Source organism: Stenotrophomonas nitritireducens, assembly GCF_001700965.1.
GTDB classification, from domain to species: Bacteria; Pseudomonadota; Gammaproteobacteria; order Xanthomonadales; family Xanthomonadaceae; genus Stenotrophomonas; species Stenotrophomonas nitritireducens_A.
The window spans coordinates 1-20974 of record NZ_CP016756.1; the positions used below are offsets into that span (position 1 = coordinate 1).

Below are 20974 nucleotides of genomic sequence, written 5' to 3' on the forward strand. Positions count from 1 at the left end.
GCATGGTCCGTGCCATCGCGTTCGACAAGACTGGAACGCTCACTGAAGGCAAGCCGCGAATTACCGACATCAAAGTGATGCAGGGAACGACAGAGCAGGAACTGCTTCACGTTGCCGTCGCCGTCGAGGCTTTAAGTGACCACCCTTTGGCCGCAGCTATCGTTCGAGATGGTAATACTCGCCTGGGCGATGGACCGGTCATGGTAGCGACAGACCTCGCTAACTTCGCTGGAAGAGGCGTTCAGGCGAAGGTGAACGGCATTGACGTGTGGATAGGAAAGGCAGAAATGTTCGGTAACGACGGCATTGGCGCTCTATCCGCGGGTGCGGAGTCTGCCATTGAGGAGCTCCGTAACGCCGGCAGAACCACGATGGCCGTTCGCCTAGGTGATCGCGACCTAGGTGTCATCGGCCTTATGGATACGCCCCGGCCAGAGGCGCGTGAAGCCCTGGACAAGCTAAGGCGCTTGGGCATCCAACGAATGATCATGATCTCTGGCGACCACCAGACTGTAGCTCAAGCCGTGGCAACGGACGTGGGTCTAAACGAGGCATGGGGAAATCTCATGCCTGACGACAAGGTGAAGGCAATACGTCAGTTGAAGGAGACGGAGCGAGTGGCAATGGTCGGCGACGGTGTGAATGACGCACCCGCAATGGCTAGTGCCAGCGTCGGAATTGCAATGGGTGCCGCCTCTTCGGACGTAGCGCTGGAGACTGCCGACGTCGCGCTTATGTCTGAGGATTTGAGACAGGTTGCATTCTCTGTAGCGCTTAGTCGACGCACGAAACGGGTGATCCGTCAGAACGTGTATGTGAGCCTGGGCGTCGTAGCGTTGTTGGTTCCTGCGACCATCCTAGGTCTTGGCATTGGACCGGCTGTGGCAGTGCATGAAGGTTCAACCTTGTTGGTTGTATTCAATGCGCTGAGGCTCCTTGGCTTCCGTCAGTCGTGACATGCGAATTCTAGTGATTGAGCGCGATCGAGAAGTCGCTTTGAAGATTCTGGCCTACTTCGAGGCCCGAGGGCATCAGCTTGATACCATCGGGGACGGCATCGCCGGCCTTCACTTTGCGGCGTCCAATGGTTACGACGCAGTCATTCTTGATTGGATGCTTCCTCGCATGGAAGGCCCGGAGGTTCTGAGAAGGCTGCGGTTGAATCACGGTGTTTCAGTTCCTGTTGTGATGTTGGCTGCAAAGGTTGCGCTCTCGGACAAAATCATCGCTTTCCGCTCCGGTGCAGATGACTATGTGACCAAGCCTTTTGAGCTCCCGGAGCTCGAAGTTCGCCTAGAGGCGTTGGTTTCCCGTACGGAGGGACGCGTAACAAGGAGGCGGCTGCTGATCGGAGAGCTCACGTTGGACCTGAGTACGTTGGAGGCCACACGGGCTGGAAAACGACTGCATCTGTACCCAGCTTGCAGGAAGCTCCTTGAAGCGCTGATGCGGGCAAGTCCTGCCGCTGTGACCAGGCGGCAGCTTGAGCACACTCTCTGGGGTGACGACCTGCCCGACGGGGATCTTCTGCGATCACAGATGTCCAGCCTGCGGCGAAGCATTGATGGTCCGTTTGAGGAAAAGATGATCCAGACGCTGCCGCGGGTTGGGTATCGACTGATACCGCCATCAAGGCCTATGCCCCCCCCCGGGGAAGGGAGGCCCTATGACGGTGAGGCGTAGACATGGCTGCAGAGCCGTCAGTGCAGACCTTGAGCGCCTGACTATTTGGCCACGTATTCTGATCAGAGTATGACCATGTGGAAGCCAGCCGCACTCCCAATTGGCGCGTTCTTGGCCGCAGCGATTTGGGGCGCAGCGGCCATGGTGCCCTTCGCGCCGGCATCAGAAGAGATGATGTTTTGGATACCGGTGTCGATTGCGCTAACGAGTGCGGCTGCTGCATTGGTAGTTGCGATGATGCAAGACATCATTCTGGTCGCGGTAAAGAGATGGCCACTGTTCGTGAAATTCTATCCAACCCTCTGCTTGGAGCCACTCCCCTTTGCATTCCTTCCAATCGTGCTGTCACTCGCCGGAATTGCGGAGTTCGGTCCAGCGATGCTGAGTGCAGCTCTATTGCTGATCGGCTTCTCGTTTGCGGAGACTCTCTTCGCCGCCGCCCTCCACAGAGCCCGGGCGACGCCGACCGCGGTTGTGATCTCGATGCAGTGCGCTGCTCTGGTGTTTGCAGTTTACATGTACAAGAAAGGCATCCAAGCGAACGTCAGTGACATCAGTTGGCCGTGGTTCGCATCGTCTGTCACTGCCATGAGTCTATTCTCCTTCCTAGTCGGAAGGTATTGGGCCAACCTGCTTCGTGATGCTGAGGTGGGGTTCTCTCCCTTACTGAAGTGGGTTCTGGTCACCTTCATAGCTGAAGGATCTACTAGTGAATGGAGCCGGTGGAGATTGAAGCAACCTATTAAGCAACGCAGACCACCGGGGCTTCGGTCCAAGCCTCGCAGGAAATAGGATCCGATCAACCAATCCAAATCATGGAGGCTAATTCTTGACAACTGCGAGCGCGACAAATATGACGCAAGGGCGGATGGGACCACCCGTCGTCAGTCTCGCTCTGTGAGAGGTGGCGCATCGAGATCACGTTTGTGGAGGTCTTCTACCGGCCGGAAGCAATACCCCGAGGTAGGTCCGTGGTGGCGACTTCTGGTTTCAATGCGCCCGAAGCCCACCGGAGCCTCAAAGATGCGCGCTCAGGGTTGCAGCGGTCGCTGGCGACAGTCGTCATCGGCCGGAGCCTGTCCCCCGCCTACCAACCTTGCTGGCAAGGCCGGTGTTTTTTGATTGCAAGATTCAGACCTATCCCGCCTGACAATCACATTCCCTGGAGTCACCGCCAACATGAATGAAGCCGAGCTGGAACAAGTGCGTACGGCGATGTTTACCGACCCCGGCGTGAAAGCGGTGGATGACCTGCGCCTAGTCCCCGCCAAAGAGCGCGGTCGTGCGATCGCGGCCACCATCACCGTCGCTGCGCCCTCGGTCGACCTGGACCTGGTGCATGCGGTGATCGCCCGCGTGCTGGCCGATCAATTTGACATCGATCAGGTCATGCTGTGCTTCAACGACCCGGGTCCGGTGCCACCACAGCCCACAGCGGCGCCCTTGAAGAAAATGTGATCGCCCGTGGCTCTATGCGTCTGCGTTGGCGGGCGCATAGAGCTGATAACCCGGCAACGCGCACGCGCCGGCATACACAAAGGCCACGCTTTGCCGCGCCCGGGTGAAGGCCACGTAGTACTTTGGTGGGGCGGTGATACGCGCTGCATCTGCCGTGCGCAGGTACTGTGTCAGCGGGCCGTTCGGAAAGATGAGGACCCGGCTGTAGGTGCGGCCCTTGCACTGCCCAAAGTTCACGGCCGGTAGTCCGTCGCACGCTTGCCGCCGGTCATGCCGGAGCACGGTGGGCGCAAACTCCTGCATGTACGCTTCAACATCCGCTGGAGCGACGAGGTAGATGCCATCGTGCCCGGTGACCTCGCCATTGCCTGATTGGGTTCGCGGCATCTGCGGATAGAGCGTGTCCGCCATATCGCACAGGGCCTGGACGCAGCGAAGGCTGATGAGGCGGTGATCCAGCTGGCATAAGCCGTCCGCCTCCCAAATCTGAAACAGCGCTGCCAGATTGGGTCCACGATACTGGCTGTGCCTTTGAGCATAGTTGGTGGCATACGTCGCCTGCCGCGTATCACCCACCAACGTGATGGCAATGCCGCTCTTCAACAGCCGCTCGACCAGATCCAGATCAAAGCCGGCGAGGTCCTGAACTTCGTCGATGTAGAGCTCGTCGTACATGGCCGCCAGGCGTGCCATGACCTGACCTTGGGTGAGCTCATCGCAGCGCACAGCGAAATCGGCCGCCCGGTCCGAATACATCCGGTTGCCTGCCAAGTAGTGGCGCGCCACCTGGGTGCGTGGGGCCCTGTTATTGGTGACACCTTCTACGAACAGGATGGTCTCGATGCGAGGCTCAGGGCAAAGCGCTGCCTGGTACGGGCGGATGCACTGGCACAGCAGGAAGCCATACCAGCTGTGCAAAGTGACATGCACGGGGACCGCACCGGCGTGGACCTCAAACGAGCGCCGGATCTCTTCTAGATTCTCCAGCGTGTAGGTGACAATCGCGATGCGACGCCCAGGCCGCTCCAGGGCCTGCCGGACCAGCAAGGTGGTCTTGCCCGAGCCGGCCGCCGAAAGCAGGACCCGGTTAGGTGATGGCGCGCTGGACATAGTCCGGGAACCTGATCGAGTGCGGGCTGTTGAAGATCGCCAGGGCCGTATCGGTCTTATGGCCCTTCATGTACTTGAGCAGCGCCACCTCATCGGCAAACGTCTTGCCCAGCACGGTATTGAGTTCGGCCAGCGAGTTGGCTTTGATCAGCTGCTCTTCCAGCGATGGGGCGCTTTCGTCGGAATCGTAATAGATCGCGTTGATGTGTTCGGCATAGCGCTCCTGCACAACGGCGATATCGCCATCATTGTCGGTGATCACCTTGGCCTGGATTTTCAGCCGATCTGCAATCTGCAAGAAGCGCTTGAATGCCAGCGACTTGACCGAAATGATGTCTACGCCGCGAGCCATCGGCGCCACGCCATGGTGGTCGCTGTAGGCGCGCTGCACGATCAGCTCGTCGGAAGGGCCTTCCACCAGGATCGCCTGCTTGGCCAGGATCAATCGCAGCGTGTCGTGGCCCGGCAGCTTCATGAAATAGTCATGGGTATCGCTCGGCAGCTGGTCCAGCTTCATCTGGCCCTGCGCGCTGAACAGGATCACGTTGTCCACGCCCAGCTTATTCAACACGAAGCTGCTGTGGGTGGCGATGATCACCTGCTGGGCGGTGGAGAGGGCCGCAATCTTGTCGATCAGCTGGGTCATGCTGGAATAGGACAGATGGTTCTCCGGCTCCTCGATCAGCAGCACGTGGGCAGCGCCGGCCGCGTGCATCGCCAGCTTCATCTTCACCGCGCTTTGCTCACCCTTGCCGGCCTGGGTGAACGGGAGCTCATCCAGGTAAGGTGACAAGCTGGTTTCCCATGTTGAGCGCGGCGATGTGTCCACACCCACCGTCAGCGCCCGGTGGCTGATGTCCCCGGTGTGCTCGGTCAGGTACGCATTGATGGCCGCCACGTCCGCCTCTTCGGAAAAACTCTGCCGCATGCGGCGGAAGCTCAACGACAGCGAGACGCGCTGCGCAGGCGTCAGTGCCTGATCGATGATGCCGGCGATATAGCGATCGGCACCGGACAAGGTCTTGATGCCGTGAGTGTCGATGATGGTCGAATCGAACGGAATGCTGCGAGCGGTGACGCCATTGTTGGCGAAGGAATACCAGCGCACCGTGTAGTACTCCACCGGCAGGCTGACCGCACCCTGGTGCTGCTGCAGGTAGGCGTTGAACTCCTCGCGGTAGTCGTCGTTGAGCTCGACCAGCAGCCGGATGCCGGCGGTATCCAAGCGCAGGGAGTTGTTGGTGCCGCGCAACGACGCCAGCGCGACATCTGCGCCCAGATAGGCTTCGATGGAGATCCGTGGCGGCGAAGCCGGCGTGCCTGCAGCAAGGGTCGCCAGATATTCCTGCACCGCGGGCTGGTGGAACAGGTAGGGCGTGAGCTCGTAGGCGAGATTGCGCCCATGCAGTTGCCCGGTGACCACCACGTGGATGGCCTCCAGCAGGGTGGACTTACCGACCTCGTTGTCGCCCACCACCAGGTTCATGTGGGCGTTGAGGGGCAGGTCCAGATGGCGAAACGACTTGAAATTGTCGATGACGATACGTTCGATCGGCATGCACAGTCCTTTGATGGCCAACGAGTTCGGTGGCGGCGCCTGCTTGCACCCCGGCTGGCCTCCTTTCCGCTCTGGGCCAAACTACCCAGGGATCGCCAGCCTTGGGCGGTTTCGTACTGTTTTGACGACTTGAAATGGCCGAAACGCTGGTTACGCGGGATAATTCAATATTATCCCGCCTTTAGATACGACCCGTACTCGGCGAGTAGTGTAACTTGATTGGTATGTAATTACGTGGTATGTAATACATTACGAAATAGTCGGAGAGTGCGATGGCACGCGGCGGCTTGTACAAGAGCGACATCCAGAAGGCCCGCGATGCGCTGCGGGCACAGGGCAAACACCCGTCGGTGGACGCGGTGCGGGTGGCGCTGGGCAACACCGGCTCCAAGACAACCATTCACCGCTACCTGAAGGAGCTGGAAGAAGATGAAGGGCAAGGCCTTGGCGCCAAGGTCGCGGTCAGCGACGCGCTACAGGACCTGGTCGGTCGGCTTGCCGGTCGCCTACACGAGGAGGCCGAGGCTGTAATCGCCGAGGCCCGGCAGCGCTTCGAAGCGCACTTGCAGGAGCGTAGCGAGGCGCTGGAACGCACCCAGCAGGAGGCGTCCACGCTGAGCGCGCAGCTTCAGCGCATTGAAACTGCCTTACGCGAAGAAAAGACGACCCACGCCGCAGCCCAGCAGGCCTTGGCCGAACGGGTCACCGAGGTCGCGCAGCTCGGCGAACGGATCGCGGGACTGACCGCGCGGCTGGCGGAGCACGAGGCGCATGCCCAGTCGCTGGAGCAGAAGCACCAGCATGCTCGCGAGGCGTTGGAGCACTACCGCACCTCGGTCAAGGACCAACGCGAACAGGAACAGCGCCGCCACGAGCACCAGGTGCAGGAACTGCAGGTCGCGCTGCGCCAGGCCAACGAGGCGCTGACCGCCAAGAACCACGAACTGGTTCAGCTCAACCGCGACAACGGGCAGTGGCTGGAACGCCACAGCCGCCTAGAGAGGGAACTGGCGCAGGTGCGGCAAGCTGCGGACGACCAGCGGAAGGAGCTGGACGCGCTGCGGCTTACGGCTGCGGAGTACCAGGCCTTGCTGGCACGCTGGACCCAGGACGCCCAAGCGTTGGAGAGCGCACGGGTCAAGCTGGCCAATGCTCACGCCGACTTGGCCAAGGAGCGAGAACGGCGTGAACAAGCCGAGGCCGAAGCGTTGCGTGCCGGTGTGCGCCAGGACACCTTGGAGCAGTTGCTGGCGCAGTTGCGGCCCGATCGCGCCGACAGTTCAGGTACCAACAAAAATCCGGCAACCAAATGATTTCACGGAAGAAAAAAAAATTCTGGGGGGCATTTTTGCACGTATCTCGGCTTAACCCCACATCCGCCATCCTTATGGGGTTTCCATGGGGGGTGCGCGTGACTTTGTCCGTCGACTCAACACCGACCTTCGCTCGACGCCTCCAACAAGCCCGCCTGCACACGGGTTTGTCGCAGAAGGAGTTGGGCATCCGGGCCGGTCTGGATCCTTACGTGGCCAGCCCCCGAGTCAACCAGTACGAACGTGGCAAGCACGAGCCCAAGCTGGAGACTGCTGAGCGGTTGGCCCAAGCGTTGGGGATCCCCGCCGCCTTCCTTTACACCGACGATGATCTGCTGGCCAAGTTGCTCCTGCGCTGGGGCTCGCTAAGCAAGCAGCAGAAGCGGGAGTTGGTGAAGCTGATCGAGGCCACACCCGAGAAGTAAACCGAACAAGCGCTAGCCCTATGGGCAACCCTTCGCCTCAACCCGCCCATTGGGCGCTCCTGGAGGGAGCTGCAGTGGCCGTGACTAGTGCGACTGACAAGTGGCGGCATCTCAGGCCTACTTGAGATTTTGTTCACGACCGATACACACGCGCCTTGTCTAAAGTGATTTACAATGTCGCCCGTGTCAGCCTCCTCACTTCTACTGCGACTGCTCCTGATCGTCATGCTCGTGCTTAACGGCGCGTGGTCGGCATTTGCGTCGATCAGTATGAACCCGGCCATGGAAGCGCAGGCCAGCGAAGTGGCTGCCGCGGTGCAAGGCGACGAAGACTGCGTCGCCCATCACAGTGCTGAGAATCATCCCGATGCCACCTCGATTGAAAGGGCTGGCACTGGGCATGGCGACCATGCCGGTCCCGACTGTTGCAAGTCTTCTGCGTGCCGGTGCGCCTGCGTACACGCGTGCGCGAGCGCACTTCCGGCGCGCCTGCATGTTTCGGTGCAACTGGCCTTGGGCCTGGATGTCATGCCGCTGCCCCTAGGGCATGCGGCACCTGCCTTGCCTCATCTGATCCGACCACCGATCGGCTAAGCGTCCCTAAGCGCCGCAATGGCGCCGTTGGTGTGGCTTGCATGCCTATTTATAGGCCAGCCGCCCGCTCTGTACCACCGCCCGCCGGTGGCAACACGACGCTTGGAGCATTTTCATGTCGCATGATGATTTTCGTGGTCCACACGGTGGACCGCCGCTGCTACCTTCGCGGCGGCGATTTGTCCAGGGCTTGGCCTTGGGAGGCGCAGTCGCAGGATTAGGTTTCTGGCCCAAAGCCAGTTGGGCGCTCAAGGGCCCGGGACAACCCAACGTACTATCGGGCACCGAGTTTGACCTAACCATCGGCGAGACGCCGATGAACTTCACCGGCAAGACCCGCACCGCGATCACCGTCAATGGGTCCGTTCCGGCGCCGTTGCTGCGTTGGCGGGAAGGCACCACGGTCAACCTGCGTGTCTCCAATGCATTGCCCGCTAACTCCCTCCATGGCGCGGACACCTCCATCCATTGGCACGGCATCATTTTGCCGGCCAACATGGACGGCGTGCCGGGCCTGAGCTTTGACGGTATCGGACGTGGTGAGACCTACCACTACCGGTTCACCCTGCATCAGGGCGGCACCTACTGGTACCACAGCCACTCGGGGTTCCAGGAACAAGCCGGGCTCTATGGCCCGATCATCATCGACCCATTGGAGCCGGAGCCCTTCAGCTTCGATCGCGACTACGTCGTGATGCTGAGCGATTGGACAGACCTGGACCCGACGGCCCTGTTCGATCGTTTGAAGAAGATGCCGGGCCATGACAATTACTACAAGCGCACGGTCGGCGATTTTGCGCGCGATGTGAAGCGCAACGGCCTGTCGGCCACGTTGGAAGATCGCAAGATGTGGGGCGTGATGCGGATGACGCCCACGGATCTGTCCGACGTCAACGCCAACACCTACACCTACCTGATGAACGGCACGACCTCGCTGGGCAACTGGACCGGTTTGTTCCGCAGTGGCGAGAAGGTGCGCCTGCGTTTCATCAATGGCTCTGCCATGACGTACTTCGATGTGCGTATTCCGGGGCTAAAGATGACCGTGGTGGCAGCAGATGGCTTGTATGTCCATCCGGTTTCCGTCGACGAGTTCCGCATCGCGGTAGCAGAAACCTTCGATGTGATCGTGGAGCCCTCCGGGCAGGACGCATTCACCATCTTTGCCCAAGACTCCGGTCGCACCGGCTACGTCAGCGGCACGCTCGCCGTGCGCGAAGGATTACGCGCGCCCGTTCCGTCTGTGGATCCCCGGCCGCTGCTGACGATGGCAGACATGGGCATGGATCATGGATCGATGGATATGTCTGGCGGCAGCAAGGGCATGGAAGGCGGCTGTGGTGCGGCCATGGGCATGCCTGGCATGACCCCACCTGCCAGCGGTAACGCGACCTCGGCCCATGCAGGCCATGCGATGCCCGCCGCCGGCGATGGTGCCATGGCAGGCATGCAGCACGGGGGCATGCAATCACACCCTGCCAGCGAGACCAACAATCCCCTGTTGGACAACCAGGCCATGAGCGTGAGTTCGCGCTTGGATGATCCGGGTAATGGCCTGCGCGATAACGGCCGTCATGTACTGACGTATTCCATGCTCAAGAGCACCTTTGAAGACCCTGACGGACGCGACCCCGGTCGCGAGATCGAGCTGCATCTGACCGGACATATGGAGAAATTCTCCTGGGGCTTCAACGGTCAGAAGTTCTCCGATGTCAAGCCGCTGCGGCTGAACTACGGCGAGCGTATGCGCATCGTATTGGTTAACGACACGATGATGACCCATCCCATCCATTTGCACGGCATGTGGAGTGACGTGGAGGACGACAACGGCAACTTCATGGTGCGCAAGCACACGGTGGATATGCCGCCGGGTAGCCGACGCACGTATCGCGTGCGTGCCGATGCGTTGGGCAGCTGGGCGTTCCATTGCCACCTGCTTTATCACATGGAAGCCGGAATGATGCGCACGGTGAGGGTCGACGAATGAACATCAATAGACGCGATACCACCCTGACTGCGCTGACGCTGGCTATCTCGCTGGCCCTGGCCAATGCGGCCAGCGCCCAATCCATGCAGCACGGCTCCATGCCGATGGAGCAGGGCGCGCAGACCCAGACTCAGGATCACTCTGCACAACAGGCGCCGACATCAAAACCTGCGCCAGCCCAAAAGCCTGCAACACCGGCCAAGCCGAGCGAAGCGACGATCGATCATGCGACGATGGGCCACGCCGCGCCGCAGGCTAAAGCAGCCGAGCCTGCCATGCAGGGCATGGACCATTCGCAAATGGGGCACGTCTCGCCCGCGAGCACACCTGCGGCGCCCACAGCACAGGCGCAGTCGATGCAGGGCATGGATCACAGTCAGATGGCACAGCCCGCTGCAGCCGACACCTCTAGTACGGCCACGCCTGCGATGCAGGGGATGGACCATTCCAAGATGGGGCACGGCGCGCCTCCGAGCACGCCCGCAACGCCCAAAGCGCAGACACAGTCGATGCAGGGCATGGACCACAGTCAGATGGGACACGGGCCTGCAGTGCCAACGCAGCCGCGCACCCCGATACCCGCGGTGACGGACGCGGATCGCAAGGCGGCCATCGCGCCGGAACACGCGCATCCGGTGCATGACAACTCGATCAAGAGCTACGTGCTGCTCAATCGCCTGGAAGCCTGGGATGCCGATCCGGGCACCGGGCTGGGCTGGGAGGGCCAGGCTTGGATCGGTACGGACCTCAATCGCGTCTGGCTCCGCAGTGAAGGCGAACGCACGGATGGTCAGACCGAGTCGGCTGATCTGGAAGTGCTCTACGGCCGCAGTATCTCCACGTGGTGGGATGTGGTGGCCGGTGTGCGTCATGACTTCAAGCCTGGGGCATCTCAAAACTTCGCCGCTATCGGTGTACAGGGCTTGGCGCCGATGAAGTTCGAAGTGTCCGCCACAGCCTATCTCGGCGAAGGGGGCCAGACTGCCGCCAATGTCGAGGCCGAGTACGAATTGCTGCTAACCAACCGGCTGATCTTGCAGCCGCTGGTGGAAGTCACCGCCTATGGCAAGAACGATCCATTGCGCGGGATAGGTTCGGGTCTGAGTACCGCTGAGGCGGGGCTACGACTTCGTTATGAGTTCACCCGAAAGTTCGCTCCCTACATCGGCGTGGTGTACGAGCGCGCGTTTGGCAATACCGCAGACATGCGACGCGAGCATGGCGAGTCCTTTGAAGACACGCGCTTGGTCATCGGCCTTCGTACCTGGTTCTAAGGGGAACTGACAATGAAATCCAACAAAAGGATGTGGGTATGGCTCGGTGCCGGCGTGGGATTGGTTGCGGTCGCGGCAACTGCCACGGTCTCTCTGGGCGTGTACAACGTGGCCGCCGACGATCCGCATAGTCGCCCGGTGTATGCGCTACTTGAAACGGCGCGCGAGCGTTCCATTGAGGTGCGCGCCGCCAAGCTTCAGGTGCCCACGAACCTGGATGATCCTGAGCGTATCCGCCAGGGTGCGGGCAACTACAACGCCATGTGCGTGACCTGCCATCTTTCGCCAGAGGCGGCGGCCACCGAGATGAGCAAGGGCCTGTACCCCGCGCCACCGAACCTAAGCAAACAGTCGGTCGCTCCAGCTGAGGCGTTCTGGGTGATCAAGCACGGCATCAAGGCCAGCGGCATGCCCGCGTGGGGCGGCAGCATGGACGATGAGTTCATCTGGAACATGTCGGCCTTCCTGCAGAAGCTGCCCACGCTGGACAAGGCCGGTTACCAGGCGTTGGTGGCCAGCAGTGATGGTCATTCGCATGGCGGCGGCGAGACGCAAGGCCACCATGACGACGAAAAGGCCGAGGATCACCCTGCCCTATTCGAGCCGGGCAACAACTCCATGCCGCATGCGCACCCGCCGGGCGTGGACGACGATCACCACGGCCCGACACCCAGCGACACGGAAGTCGGGTTGGTGAGCCACGGCCATCCCGACGGCAAGGTGGAGTCGCACCCTGCACCACACACGCCCGTGGCCGATGACGGCCATGCGCACACCCATTGATCTCCTTGGAGCCCACGCAATGAACGCAACAGCAATCTCGTTCACCCTCGCACTGGCACTGGCCGTCGTGTCCCCCGCAATGGCGCAGGCGACACAGCCGCACGCACATCACCCCGCTGCCGCGGCATCTGCGGACGTCGACGTCCCAGTCACTGCAGAGGCCGCGGTCGCCGTAGCGGAGCGTTTCAACAGGGCCCTGTCTAGCGGCGATCTGGCCACGGTCGAAGCCCTGCTCGCTGCCGACGTCCTCATCCTCGAGTCCGGGGGTGCCGAGCGCAGCCGCGAGGAATATCTGGGTCATCACGCAGTCAGCGATGCGGCATTCCTCAAGGGCGCCCATCGCCAGCTGCTCCGTCAGCGTGCACGCACCGCTGGTGAGTTCGCATGGGTCGGAACCGAAAGCGAGCTGCACGCCCAGAAAGACGGTAAGCCACTGACCGTCCAGAGCACCGAGACCATGGTGCTGAAGCAGACCACCGACGGTTGGCGGATCGCCCACATCCACTGGTCTTCGCGGACCAAGCGCTAAGCGGAGAACCAGAAATGAAAACCTGCAGATTGAACCGACTGGCGTGGGCGGCTTTTGCGGTCGCCGGCCTGGGTGCCTGCACCCAAGCGGCTACACCCGCGCAATCCACCATCGCGCCCACTGCACAGGTCGTCCCGGAAACAGCCGACGCGACTCCAGCCGCCCTGCCACGCATGACCGTCCACAAGACCCCGACCTGCGGGTGCTGCGGTAGCTGGATCGACCACGTGAAGAAGGCGGGGTTCACCGTGGATGTGCATGACATGGATGACCTGGGTCCGGTCAAGGAGCGCCTGGGTGTCCCCTATGCAAAGGGCTCCTGCCACACGGCCGAGGTCGACGGATACGTCATCGAAGGCCATGTCCCGGCCGAGGACATCAAGCGCCTCCTCGAAGAAAAGCCGGACGCACGCGGCCTGGTCCTGCCCGGAATGCCGCTCGGTTCGCCGGGCATGGAGGTCCCGGAAGGACGCCAGCAGCCGTATACGGTCGAGCTGGTCCATCACGACGGAACCACCGAACCCTTCGCACAGCATTGATCCGCAAGAGCAACAGGGGGCGGTGTTGCGGGCGCGCCGATTCTCGTCCGCGATGAAGCAGGAGATCCACATGACTCACCATTCCGAAGACCACCGGTCTCAGGCCATGAACGAGTGCATCGACAACTGCACGCAATGCCACGCGATTTGCCTTGAGACCATCAACTATTGCCTGAGCAAAGGAGGTGCCCACGCAGCCCCGGAGCACATCGCCCTGCTGGCGACGTGTGCCGATATCTGCGCCACCAGCGCCGACGCCATGTTGCGTGGCGCCAGCGCTCACTCGGTGGTTTGCAGTGCCTGCGCGGAGATCTGCCGCCAGTGCGCCGAAGCATGCGACGCCATGAACGACCCGGAGATGGCGCGCTGCGCCGAAGTTTGTCGCCGTTGCGCGGAAAGCTGCAGCGCCATGGCGGCTTGACGCGTCGAGGATCCCGCCTGAGCGGCGGGATCCTCATCTCAAATATCAAAAGCCGACCAACCGTGGTTTCGGTGACAGCCCGACACCTAACGCTTGTCGGATCCAACACAGCACGGCGCCGAACGGGGCTTTGCATCACATTCGCAATGAGGATTTATCCCTATGAAATCATCAAACGTCCTTCGCTCCTTCGCGCTCGTCCTCGCGATTGCGGCTGGGCAGTTCTCCCTGCAGATCGCGCACGCCCACGCCGCGCTGCAGCAGTCCACACCGGCGGCAAATGCGGTGGTGGCTTCGCCGGGCCAGATCGATCTCGTGTTCAACGAAACATTGATTCCGCGGGCGTCGCGTCTCAAGTTGCTCATGAAGCACGGCAGTTCCACCATGCCGATCGAGAATTTCACGACCGAGATCGTCAACAACGGTAAGACCCTGCGTGCCAAGTTGCCCCAGCCGCTGACTCCGGGCGTCTATACCGTGGAATACCGCGCCGTCGGTGGTGACAACCACCCCATGCCGGGCAGCTTCAGCTTCACGGTGCGCTGAGGAGTCGCGAATGTTCGACCTGTCGGCTTATGCACTGAGATTCCTGGAATACCTTGTCATCATGGTTCTTTTCGGGGTTCCACTCTTCGGTTGGTACGGGTCGCGTCGATCGGCACTCGCCGACGCCTTGGCCGGGTGGTCACTCATGGGCGTTCTATTGGCGGGTGCCGTAGCCGGTCTCGTGCTCACCGGGCTCGATGTCGTCTTCAAGACCGCGGGCATCATGGGAATGCCGCTTGCCGAGGTTGATCGCGCATCGCTTGGCTGGTATCTGCTCGAGACGTCCGCGGGCCGGGCAGCCATGGCGAGAGGCGCGCTGCTGGTCGCCCTGATGTTCGTGCTCGGATGGCATCGTCGCCGCGGGAAGGTGGAGACCGCCTTCCCGCTGGGGGCGATGCTGGCGGGCGGCGCACTCGCTTCGCTGGCATGGAACGGCCACGCCGCCGCTGGCGAGGGCTTGGCAGGCGCGGTCCGGCTTGCTGCAGGCATCGTCCATCTTCTCGCGGCAGGCGGCTGGATCGCAGCGGTCCTGATGTTCCTTGCCATGCTGCTGCGCGGCAAAGAGACGAACGGCAGCGGGCGTCTGCGATCAACGCATGACTTTCTGCATGGTTTTTCGACGCTGGGAACGATCTTCGTTGGTGCGCTCATCGTGTCCGGCATCGCGCACTACGGGGATCTCACCGCGTGGTCGTTTTCGGCCCTGTTCCAGAGCACCTACGGGAAGTTGCTGCTGTTCAAACTGGCCCTGTTCGCTGGAATGCTGGGTTTGGGAGCGCTGCACCGATGGACGCTGGTGCCGCGCTTGGAACGAGCGCTGACCAGCGGAGATCCCGCGCAGGAGGTGCGGGCTTTGCGGCAGAGTGTTACGGCTGAGGCCGCGCTGGCCATCTTGATCCTGATTGTTGTTTCAGTGCTCGGGACGCTCAGCCCCGAATAGCTGTGTAACCCGCAATGGCACACTGCCTTGGCAGTCCATCCCCACTAAAGCGAGCATCGGCATGAACTCACCGTCGTCCCATGACCATCACCATTCTGCAGGCGCAGCCCCTGTCGAGGCTGCGGATGGACGGGTCACCGATCCGGTCTGTGGCATGCAGGTCGATCCCGCCACGACGCAGCATCATGCGACCCACGCCGACACACCTTTCCACTTCTGCTCGGAGCGATGCCGCGCGAAGTTCGTGGCCGATCCGGAGCGCTATCTGACGCCCCAGGACGAACCCGAGGTGGCACAGCCCGGCGCCATCTACACCTGCCCGATGCACCCGGAAGTCCGGCAACAAGGTCCAGGCAACTGTCCCTTCTGCGGCATGGCGCTGGAGCCGGAAATGCCGAGCCTGGAGGACGATGACAATCCGGAACTTCGCGACTTCTCGCGCCGGTTCTGGTGGACGCTTCCGCTGACTGTGGTGACGCTCGTGCTGGCCATGTTCGGCCAGTACCTCCCGCGTGTCGTGCTGGGCGACGTGCAGATCCTGCCGTTGTCGATCGACGTGCAGACCTGGGTCGAGCTGGTCTTGACCACACCAGTCGTGCTGTGGGCCGGCTGGCCGTTCTTCGAGCGCTGCGTGCAGTCGATCCGCAACCGCAGCCCGAACATGTTCACCCTCATCGGGATTGGCGTTGCGGCCGCCTTTGGCTACAGCCTGGTCGCCACGCTGGCACCCGGCTTGTTCCCACCGTCGTTTACCGAACATGGGCGCGTCGGCGTGTATTACGAGGCGGCGGCGGTGATCGTGTCGCTGACGCTGCTCGGCCAGATGCTGGAGCTACGGGCGCGTTCGAAAACGTCCGCGGCAATCAAGGGCCTGCTTGGTCTGGCGCCCAAGGAAGCCCGGCGGGTCAATGCCGACGGCACCGAGGAAGACATCCCGCTAACCCACGTGCATGTCGGCGACCACCTGCGCGTGCGACCCGGCGAAAAGTTGCCGGTGGATGGCGAAGTGGTGGAAGGCCGCTCCAGGGTCGACGAGTCGATGCTCACCGGCGAGCCGATCCCGGTCGAGAAAACCACTGGCGATCAGGTCATCGGCGCGACCCAGAACGGCACCGGCGCGCTGGTGATCCGCGCCGCCAAGGTGGGTTCCGACACTGTGCTGTCGCAGATCGTGCAGCTGGTCGCGCAGGCGCAGCGCGCTCGCGCGCCGATGCAGCGGATGGCCGATACCGTCGCCTACTGGTTCGTGCTCGCGGTCCTGGCGATCGCGGTGGCCACCTTCTTCATCTGGGGCTTCTTCGGCCCGGAGCCGGCCTGGACCTTTGCCATCCTGAACGCGGTTTCGGTGTTGATCATCGCCTGCCCCTGCGCGCTGGGTCTGGCCACGCCGATGTCGATCATGGTCGCCACCGGCAAGGCGGCACAGGTGGGCGTGTTGTTCCGCGATGCCGAGGCCATCGAGCACATGCGCCGCATCGATACCCTCATCGTCGACAAGACCGGCACCCTCACCGAAGGACGCCCCGCGTTCAAGGAAGTCGTGGCCTTCGAGGGCTTCGACGCCGACCAGGTGCTGCACCTGGCGGCCAGCCTGGACCAGGGCAGCGAGCATCCGCTGGCCGATGCCATCGTGGCCGAGGCCCGACGCCGGAACTTCGAGTTCGACCGCGTGGAGGACTTCGACTCGGTGACCGGCATGGGTGTGCGCGGAACCGTCGCCGGTCGCGCGCTTGCGCTGGGCAATACCGCCCTCATGGATGATCTGGGCGCCGATCCCGGTGCGCATGTCGACGTCGCCGAGCGTCTGCGCCGCGAGGGTGCGAGCGCCATGTTCCTCGCCGTGGACGGTCGCCTGGCGGGTCTGATCGCGGTCGCAGACCCGATCAAGGCGTCGGCCGCGGCCGCCATCAATGAGCTGCACGCCGCCGGGCTGCGCATCATCATGGCCACCGGCGACGGGCTCACCACCGCACGGGCTGTGGCCACAGAGTTGGGCCTGGACGAAGTGCATGGCGAGGTCCGCCCCGAGGACAAGGCCGAACTGGTGCAGCGCCTCAAGCGCGAAGGCCGGCGGGTGGCGATGGCGGGCGACGGCATCAACGACGCGCCGGCGCTGGCCGCCGCCGACGTCGGCATTGCCATGGGTACTGGCACCGACGTCGCGATGTCGAGCGCGCAGATCACCCTGGTCAAGGGCGACCTGCGCGGCATCCTGCGCGCCCGGAAGATCTCTCAGGCCACCGTGGCCAACATGAAGCAGAACCTCACCTTCGCGTTCGTCTACAACGCGCTCGGGGTTCCGCTCGCGGCCGGGGTGCTCTACCCCGCGTTCGGGATCCTACTGAGTCCGATGGTCGCGGCGCTCGCCATGAGCGTGAGCTCGGTGTCGGTGGTGGCCAACGCGCTTCGCCTGGCCAAGTCGGTGGCAGTCCCAGCGGCAGCGAAGACGACCGAGCCGGACCGGGCCCCCGGACTGACCAGCGGTTGATTTGGATCAACTACACCCTCCTTGGCAAGGGGTAAGCTGCGGTCATGGCCCGCCTTCGCCACCGGAAATGGTTCCAGCGCACCGTCCTCCTCGCGATGGCGGCGCTGCTCTGGTCCCAGCTCGCATTAGCCGGACATGGCGAGTGCCTGGATCTCCCAGGTTCGCCGGCCGCACTCGTCACTGCCGCCAGCGACGCCCGACACGGCCACGGCCATGACTGCGATGCCTTGCTCCCCTCGGCGAGCAAGGCGCTGTGCGACGCACACTGCACCGAAGGTGACATCTCGGCGAACAGTGGGCGTATCCCACCGGTCCCGCCGCTGCTCGCCGGCGACTGGCACTCCTGGGTCGCGGTGGCTGATGGCGCGGATGGCTCCCACGTGGCCACGTCCATCCGGGTCGACTCGCCCCCCAGACCTGCCTGGCACCGACCAACCGCCCACCCAGCGGCCCTCCTGCTGATTTGATGCCCGAACGCTGACTGCCCCGCACCTCCTGTGCGGCGCAGTGCTCTGCGTTCGTGCCGTGCTGCATCACGGCATGTGCTCCTGCCCTCGTCCGAGCGACCTGCGTCGCTTCGGCCCAAGGACATCTGACATGGCATCCCCGTTCGACCGACTGCAGGCCAGGCGCCTGCTTCCTCGCCCGCTGTTCCGCCGGCGGCCACCGCTCCGGCACCTGCTTCCCTGCCTGCTCGCCAGCACCTTGTGGACGCTGGCGCTGCCTGTGTCGGCCACCGACCCTGTCCCGGGGCACAGCCTCGAGTCGATCCGCGTCTGGGTTCTCGAACACAACCCCGAGCTGCGGGTACTGGACCTCGAAGCCCAGGCCGCCGAGGCGCGAATCCTGCCTGCAGGCGCACTGCCCGATCCGTCTGCGTCGGTGGGCTTCAGCGGCCTGGATCCGGACAAGCCCTGGCGGACTCCCGATGCCGGTCGCGAAGTCTCCTACGCCCTGCGCCAGCGCTTCCCGCTCTGGGGCAAGCGCGGCCTGGCGCGGACCGTCGCCAGCCAGGACGCGGTCGCGCTCGGCCTCGACCGCGTCACCGCGACGCGCGACCTCTTGGCTGATGCCGAGGCGGCCTACGCACGCTACTGGCACGCAGACCAGGCGGTCGCTGTGCTCGATCGGCGCATCGTCCTCCTCCGCCAGATCGAAGAGATCGCCGGCGTTCGCTACGCCCTGGGCCGTGCGGCACAGCAGGACGCGATCCGTGCCCAGGTCGAGCAGACCAGCCTCCAGCGCGAGCGGATCGAGCGCCTCGCGGCCAAACAGGAGGCAGTCGCTACGCTCAACGCCGTGCTCGGACGCCGCTCCGATGCGCCGCTGACCACCCCCGATGAGGCGCCCCGCCTCTTCGTTCGCAGCGCTTCGCTGGCCGAAGCGCTGGATGGCGCCGATGCGCATCCGGCAGTGCGTTCGCAGCGCGCCCGCGCCGAGGCCGCCCGCACGAACGTGGTGCTGGAGCGTCGCAACCGGTATCCCGATATCACCGTGGGCGTGGGCGCGATGCAACTCGGCAATGGGATCGAAAGCACCGAGCTGATGCTGGAGGTGGAGATCCCGTTCCAGCAGCGCGCCCGACGCGAGCGCGAGCGCGAATCCCGTCTGCTCGAAGACGCAGCACTCGCCCGCATGGACGCCACGCTTCGGAACGTCGAAGAGCGCGGCGCCTCCGCCTGGGCACAGTGGACCAGCGCACGCGAACGCCGCGGACTGATCGAAAACACGCTGCTGCCGCAGGCGGACGCCACCTGGCAGTCCGCGCTGGCCAGCTACCAGGTCGGTGAAGTCGACTTCGGGACGCTGCTGGAAGCACTCAATGAATGGCAGGGCGCCGACCTCGCACGGGTCGACGCGCTGCGTGACGAACTGTTGGGCGCCGCCGCCGTGCGCGCCATCGAAGGAGAGATCCGATGACCCGTGTCCAGACCCTGTCGCTCGCCATCGGCGTCGCATTCACCGCCCTGGCCATCGGCTGGATGGCCGGCCGCGCCACACAAGACTCCTCGTCCGCCGACACCTCTGCCGAGGCGACGACGGAACGCAAGGTGCTCTATTACCGCAATCCCATGGGCCTGCCAGACACTTCGCCCGTGCCGAAGAAGGATCCGATGGGTATGGACTACGTCCCGGTCTATGCCGACGACGCACCGCCGGCGGCACCGGGCACGGTGGTGCTGCCGCCGGACAAGGTGCAGGCGCTGGGCGTGCGCACCGAAGCGGTCAAGCGCGGAGCCCTGTCCGCTACCGTGCGCACCAGCGGCACGGTCGAGGTCGACGAGACCCGGCAGTACGCGATCGCCCCGCGCTTCGAAGGCTGGGTGGAGCGGCTGTACGCGAACCAGACCGGCATGCGGGTCAGCGCCGGGCAGCCGCTGCTCTCCGTCTACAGCCCGCAGCTGGCCGCGGCGCAGCAGGAATACCGGCTGGCCGACGAGACCGCCCGCAGGCTGGCCGGGTCCGATCCCGCGAGCGCGGCGTCGATGGTCCGCCTGCGCGATGCCGCCCGCACCCGCCTGCGCAACTGGGAAATCAGTGACGCGCAGATGGGCAAGACGGGCCTGGTGCTCACCGCGCCCGCGGACGCGGTCGTGATCGAGAAGCCGGTGGTCCAGGGCGCGCGTTTCGAGCCCGGCGAAACCATCCTGCGCCTGGCGGACCTGTCGAAGGTGTGGGTGATCGCCAAGGTGCCGGCGGCGCAGGCCGCGGGTATCCAGCCCGGCCAAACGGCCCGCTTTGAAACCGTGGCCCTGCCGGGCCAGGTGGCCGAGGGCGAGGTCACCTTCGTGCAGCCCGTCATCGATGCGATGACGCGCACCGTGGATGTGCGCATCGCCCTGCCCAACCCCGCTGGCGACCTGCGGCCCGGGCTGTATGGGACGGTGGTGCTGGAGGAGCCGGGGGCTGGACCGGTCCTGACCGTTCCGCGCTCGGCCGTGCTCGACAGCGGCACGCGCCAGGTGGTGCTGGTCGAGACCGGCCCTGGCCGCTTCGCACCGCGCGATGTCAGCCTGGGGCGGCGCGGCGGCGATCGCATCGAGATCCTCGACGGCCTGACCGAGGGCGAGCAGGTCGTGGTCTCCGCCAACTTCCTGATCGACGCCGAAAGCAACCTGCAGTCGGCACTCCAGGGTCTTGAGGGTCACACAGGACACGGCGCGCCTTCGGGCACCGCTGAGGATCCACACGCCGGGCACGGCGAGGACGCCGCCGACCCGCACGCAGGTCATGGTGACGAAGCCGCTGATCCGCACGCGGGTCATTCGATGCCGGCCACCCCGGAGGAGGCTCCGCCCTCCGCCACCGGCCACGAGGGGCACTGA

20 protein-coding genes are annotated in these 20974 nt (G+C 63.6%); 18 read left to right on the forward strand and 2 right to left on the reverse strand.

Annotated elements, in window-relative coordinates; translation table 11 throughout:
• Window positions 1–2 precede the first annotated feature (2 nt).
• From BCV67_RS20445 to BCV67_RS00020, 4 genes are all read left to right on the forward strand, one after another.
• Window positions 3–956, forward strand: a complete 954-nt coding sequence (locus BCV67_RS20445; RefSeq protein WP_237334388.1) for an HAD-IC family P-type ATPase — start codon at window positions 3–5, stop codon at window positions 954–956.
• A 1-nt stretch (window position 957) separates the two neighbouring features.
• Window positions 958–1683 carry a response regulator transcription factor gene (locus BCV67_RS00010; protein ID WP_051176182.1) on the forward strand — a complete coding sequence of 242 codons (726 nt, stop codon included), beginning with the start codon at window positions 958–960 and terminating at the stop codon, window positions 1681–1683.
• A gap of 69 nt (window positions 1684–1752) precedes the next feature.
• The gene (locus tag BCV67_RS00015) at window positions 1753–2475 is read left to right on the forward strand and encodes a hypothetical protein (RefSeq protein ID WP_017354992.1); all 723 of its coding nucleotides are present in this window, start codon (window positions 1753–1755) and stop codon (window positions 2473–2475) included.
• A gap of 387 nt (window positions 2476–2862) precedes the next feature.
• Entirely contained in the window at window positions 2863–3141 is a 279-nt protein-coding gene (locus tag BCV67_RS00020) for a hypothetical protein (RefSeq protein WP_027080079.1), read from the forward strand.
• A gap of 12 nt (window positions 3142–3153) precedes the next feature.
• On the opposite strand, the gene BCV67_RS00025 is transcribed toward BCV67_RS00020, so the two are convergent.
• Both BCV67_RS00025 and BCV67_RS00030 read right to left on the reverse strand, forming a co-directional pair.
• On the reverse strand, window positions 3154–4251 hold the full coding sequence (locus tag BCV67_RS00025) for a UvrD-helicase domain-containing protein (RefSeq protein WP_017354990.1): 1098 nt from the start codon (window positions 4249–4251) through the stop codon (window positions 3154–3156).
• Window positions 4229–5809 (reverse strand): ATP-dependent nuclease, encoded by a 1581-nt coding sequence (locus BCV67_RS00030; protein WP_017354989.1) that lies wholly within the window; start codon window positions 5807–5809, stop codon window positions 4229–4231. Before BCV67_RS00030 ends, BCV67_RS00025 begins: the two co-directional genes overlap by 23 nt.
• Window positions 5810–6081: 272 nt before the next feature.
• Between BCV67_RS00030 and BCV67_RS00035 the strand changes: the two genes are divergently transcribed.
• The 14 genes from BCV67_RS00035 to BCV67_RS00105 all read left to right on the forward strand — a co-directional run bounded on the left by BCV67_RS00035 (window position 6082) and on the right by BCV67_RS00105 (window position 20974).
• Entirely contained in the window at window positions 6082–7122 is a 1041-nt protein-coding gene (locus tag BCV67_RS00035; RefSeq protein ID WP_017354988.1) for a DNA-binding protein, read from the forward strand.
• A complete protein-coding gene (locus tag BCV67_RS00040) occupies window positions 7119–7547 on the forward strand; it encodes a helix-turn-helix domain-containing protein (RefSeq protein WP_425477767.1) in 429 nt (142 codons plus the stop codon). Before BCV67_RS00035 ends, BCV67_RS00040 begins: the two co-directional genes overlap by 4 nt.
• A gap of 174 nt (window positions 7548–7721) precedes the next feature.
• Complete coding sequence (locus tag BCV67_RS19360) at window positions 7722–8141, forward strand: CopL family metal-binding regulatory protein (RefSeq protein WP_080354476.1); 420 nt, start codon at window positions 7722–7724, stop codon at window positions 8139–8141.
• 115 nt (window positions 8142–8256) lie between these two features.
• Window positions 8257–10128, forward strand: a complete 1872-nt coding sequence (locus tag BCV67_RS00050; RefSeq protein ID WP_017354985.1) for a copper resistance system multicopper oxidase — start codon at window positions 8257–8259, stop codon at window positions 10126–10128.
• Window positions 10125–11402, forward strand: a complete 1278-nt coding sequence (locus tag BCV67_RS00055) for a copper resistance protein B (RefSeq protein WP_017354984.1) — start codon at window positions 10125–10127, stop codon at window positions 11400–11402. The genes BCV67_RS00050 and BCV67_RS00055 overlap by 4 nt, the downstream gene beginning before the upstream one ends.
• A 12-nt stretch (window positions 11403–11414) precedes the next feature.
• Entirely contained in the window at window positions 11415–12185 is a 771-nt protein-coding gene (locus tag BCV67_RS00060; RefSeq protein ID WP_026070603.1) for a c-type cytochrome, read from the forward strand.
• Between the two features lie 19 nt (window positions 12186–12204).
• On the forward strand, window positions 12205–12714 hold the full coding sequence (locus tag BCV67_RS00065) for a DUF4440 domain-containing protein (protein ID WP_026070602.1): 510 nt from the start codon (window positions 12205–12207) through the stop codon (window positions 12712–12714).
• Between the two features lie 14 nt (window positions 12715–12728).
• Entirely contained in the window at window positions 12729–13253 is a 525-nt protein-coding gene (locus tag BCV67_RS00070) for a DUF411 domain-containing protein (protein WP_229301210.1), read from the forward strand.
• A 70-nt stretch (window positions 13254–13323) separates the two neighbouring features.
• Window positions 13324–13674: a four-helix bundle copper-binding protein gene (locus BCV67_RS00075; protein ID WP_026070601.1), complete on the forward strand. Its 351-nt coding sequence runs from the start codon at window positions 13324–13326 to the stop codon at window positions 13672–13674.
• A gap of 162 nt (window positions 13675–13836) precedes the next feature.
• On the forward strand, window positions 13837–14220 hold the full coding sequence (gene copC / locus BCV67_RS00080) for a copper homeostasis periplasmic binding protein CopC (protein WP_017354979.1): 384 nt from the start codon (window positions 13837–13839) through the stop codon (window positions 14218–14220).
• 10 nt (window positions 14221–14230) lie between these two features.
• Complete coding sequence (copD, locus tag BCV67_RS00085) at window positions 14231–15160, forward strand: copper homeostasis membrane protein CopD (RefSeq protein ID WP_017354978.1); 930 nt, start codon at window positions 14231–14233, stop codon at window positions 15158–15160.
• Window positions 15161–15221: 61 nt separating this feature from the next.
• Entirely contained in the window at window positions 15222–17648 is a 2427-nt protein-coding gene (locus BCV67_RS00090) for a heavy metal translocating P-type ATPase (protein ID WP_082746427.1), read from the forward strand.
• Between the two features lie 597 nt (window positions 17649–18245).
• On the forward strand, window positions 18246–19568 hold the full coding sequence (locus tag BCV67_RS00100; protein ID WP_231732427.1) for a TolC family protein: 1323 nt from the start codon (window positions 18246–18248) through the stop codon (window positions 19566–19568).
• Entirely contained in the window at window positions 19565–20974 is a 1410-nt protein-coding gene (locus BCV67_RS00105) for an efflux RND transporter periplasmic adaptor subunit (RefSeq protein ID WP_062165798.1), read from the forward strand. The genes BCV67_RS00100 and BCV67_RS00105 overlap by 4 nt, the downstream gene beginning before the upstream one ends.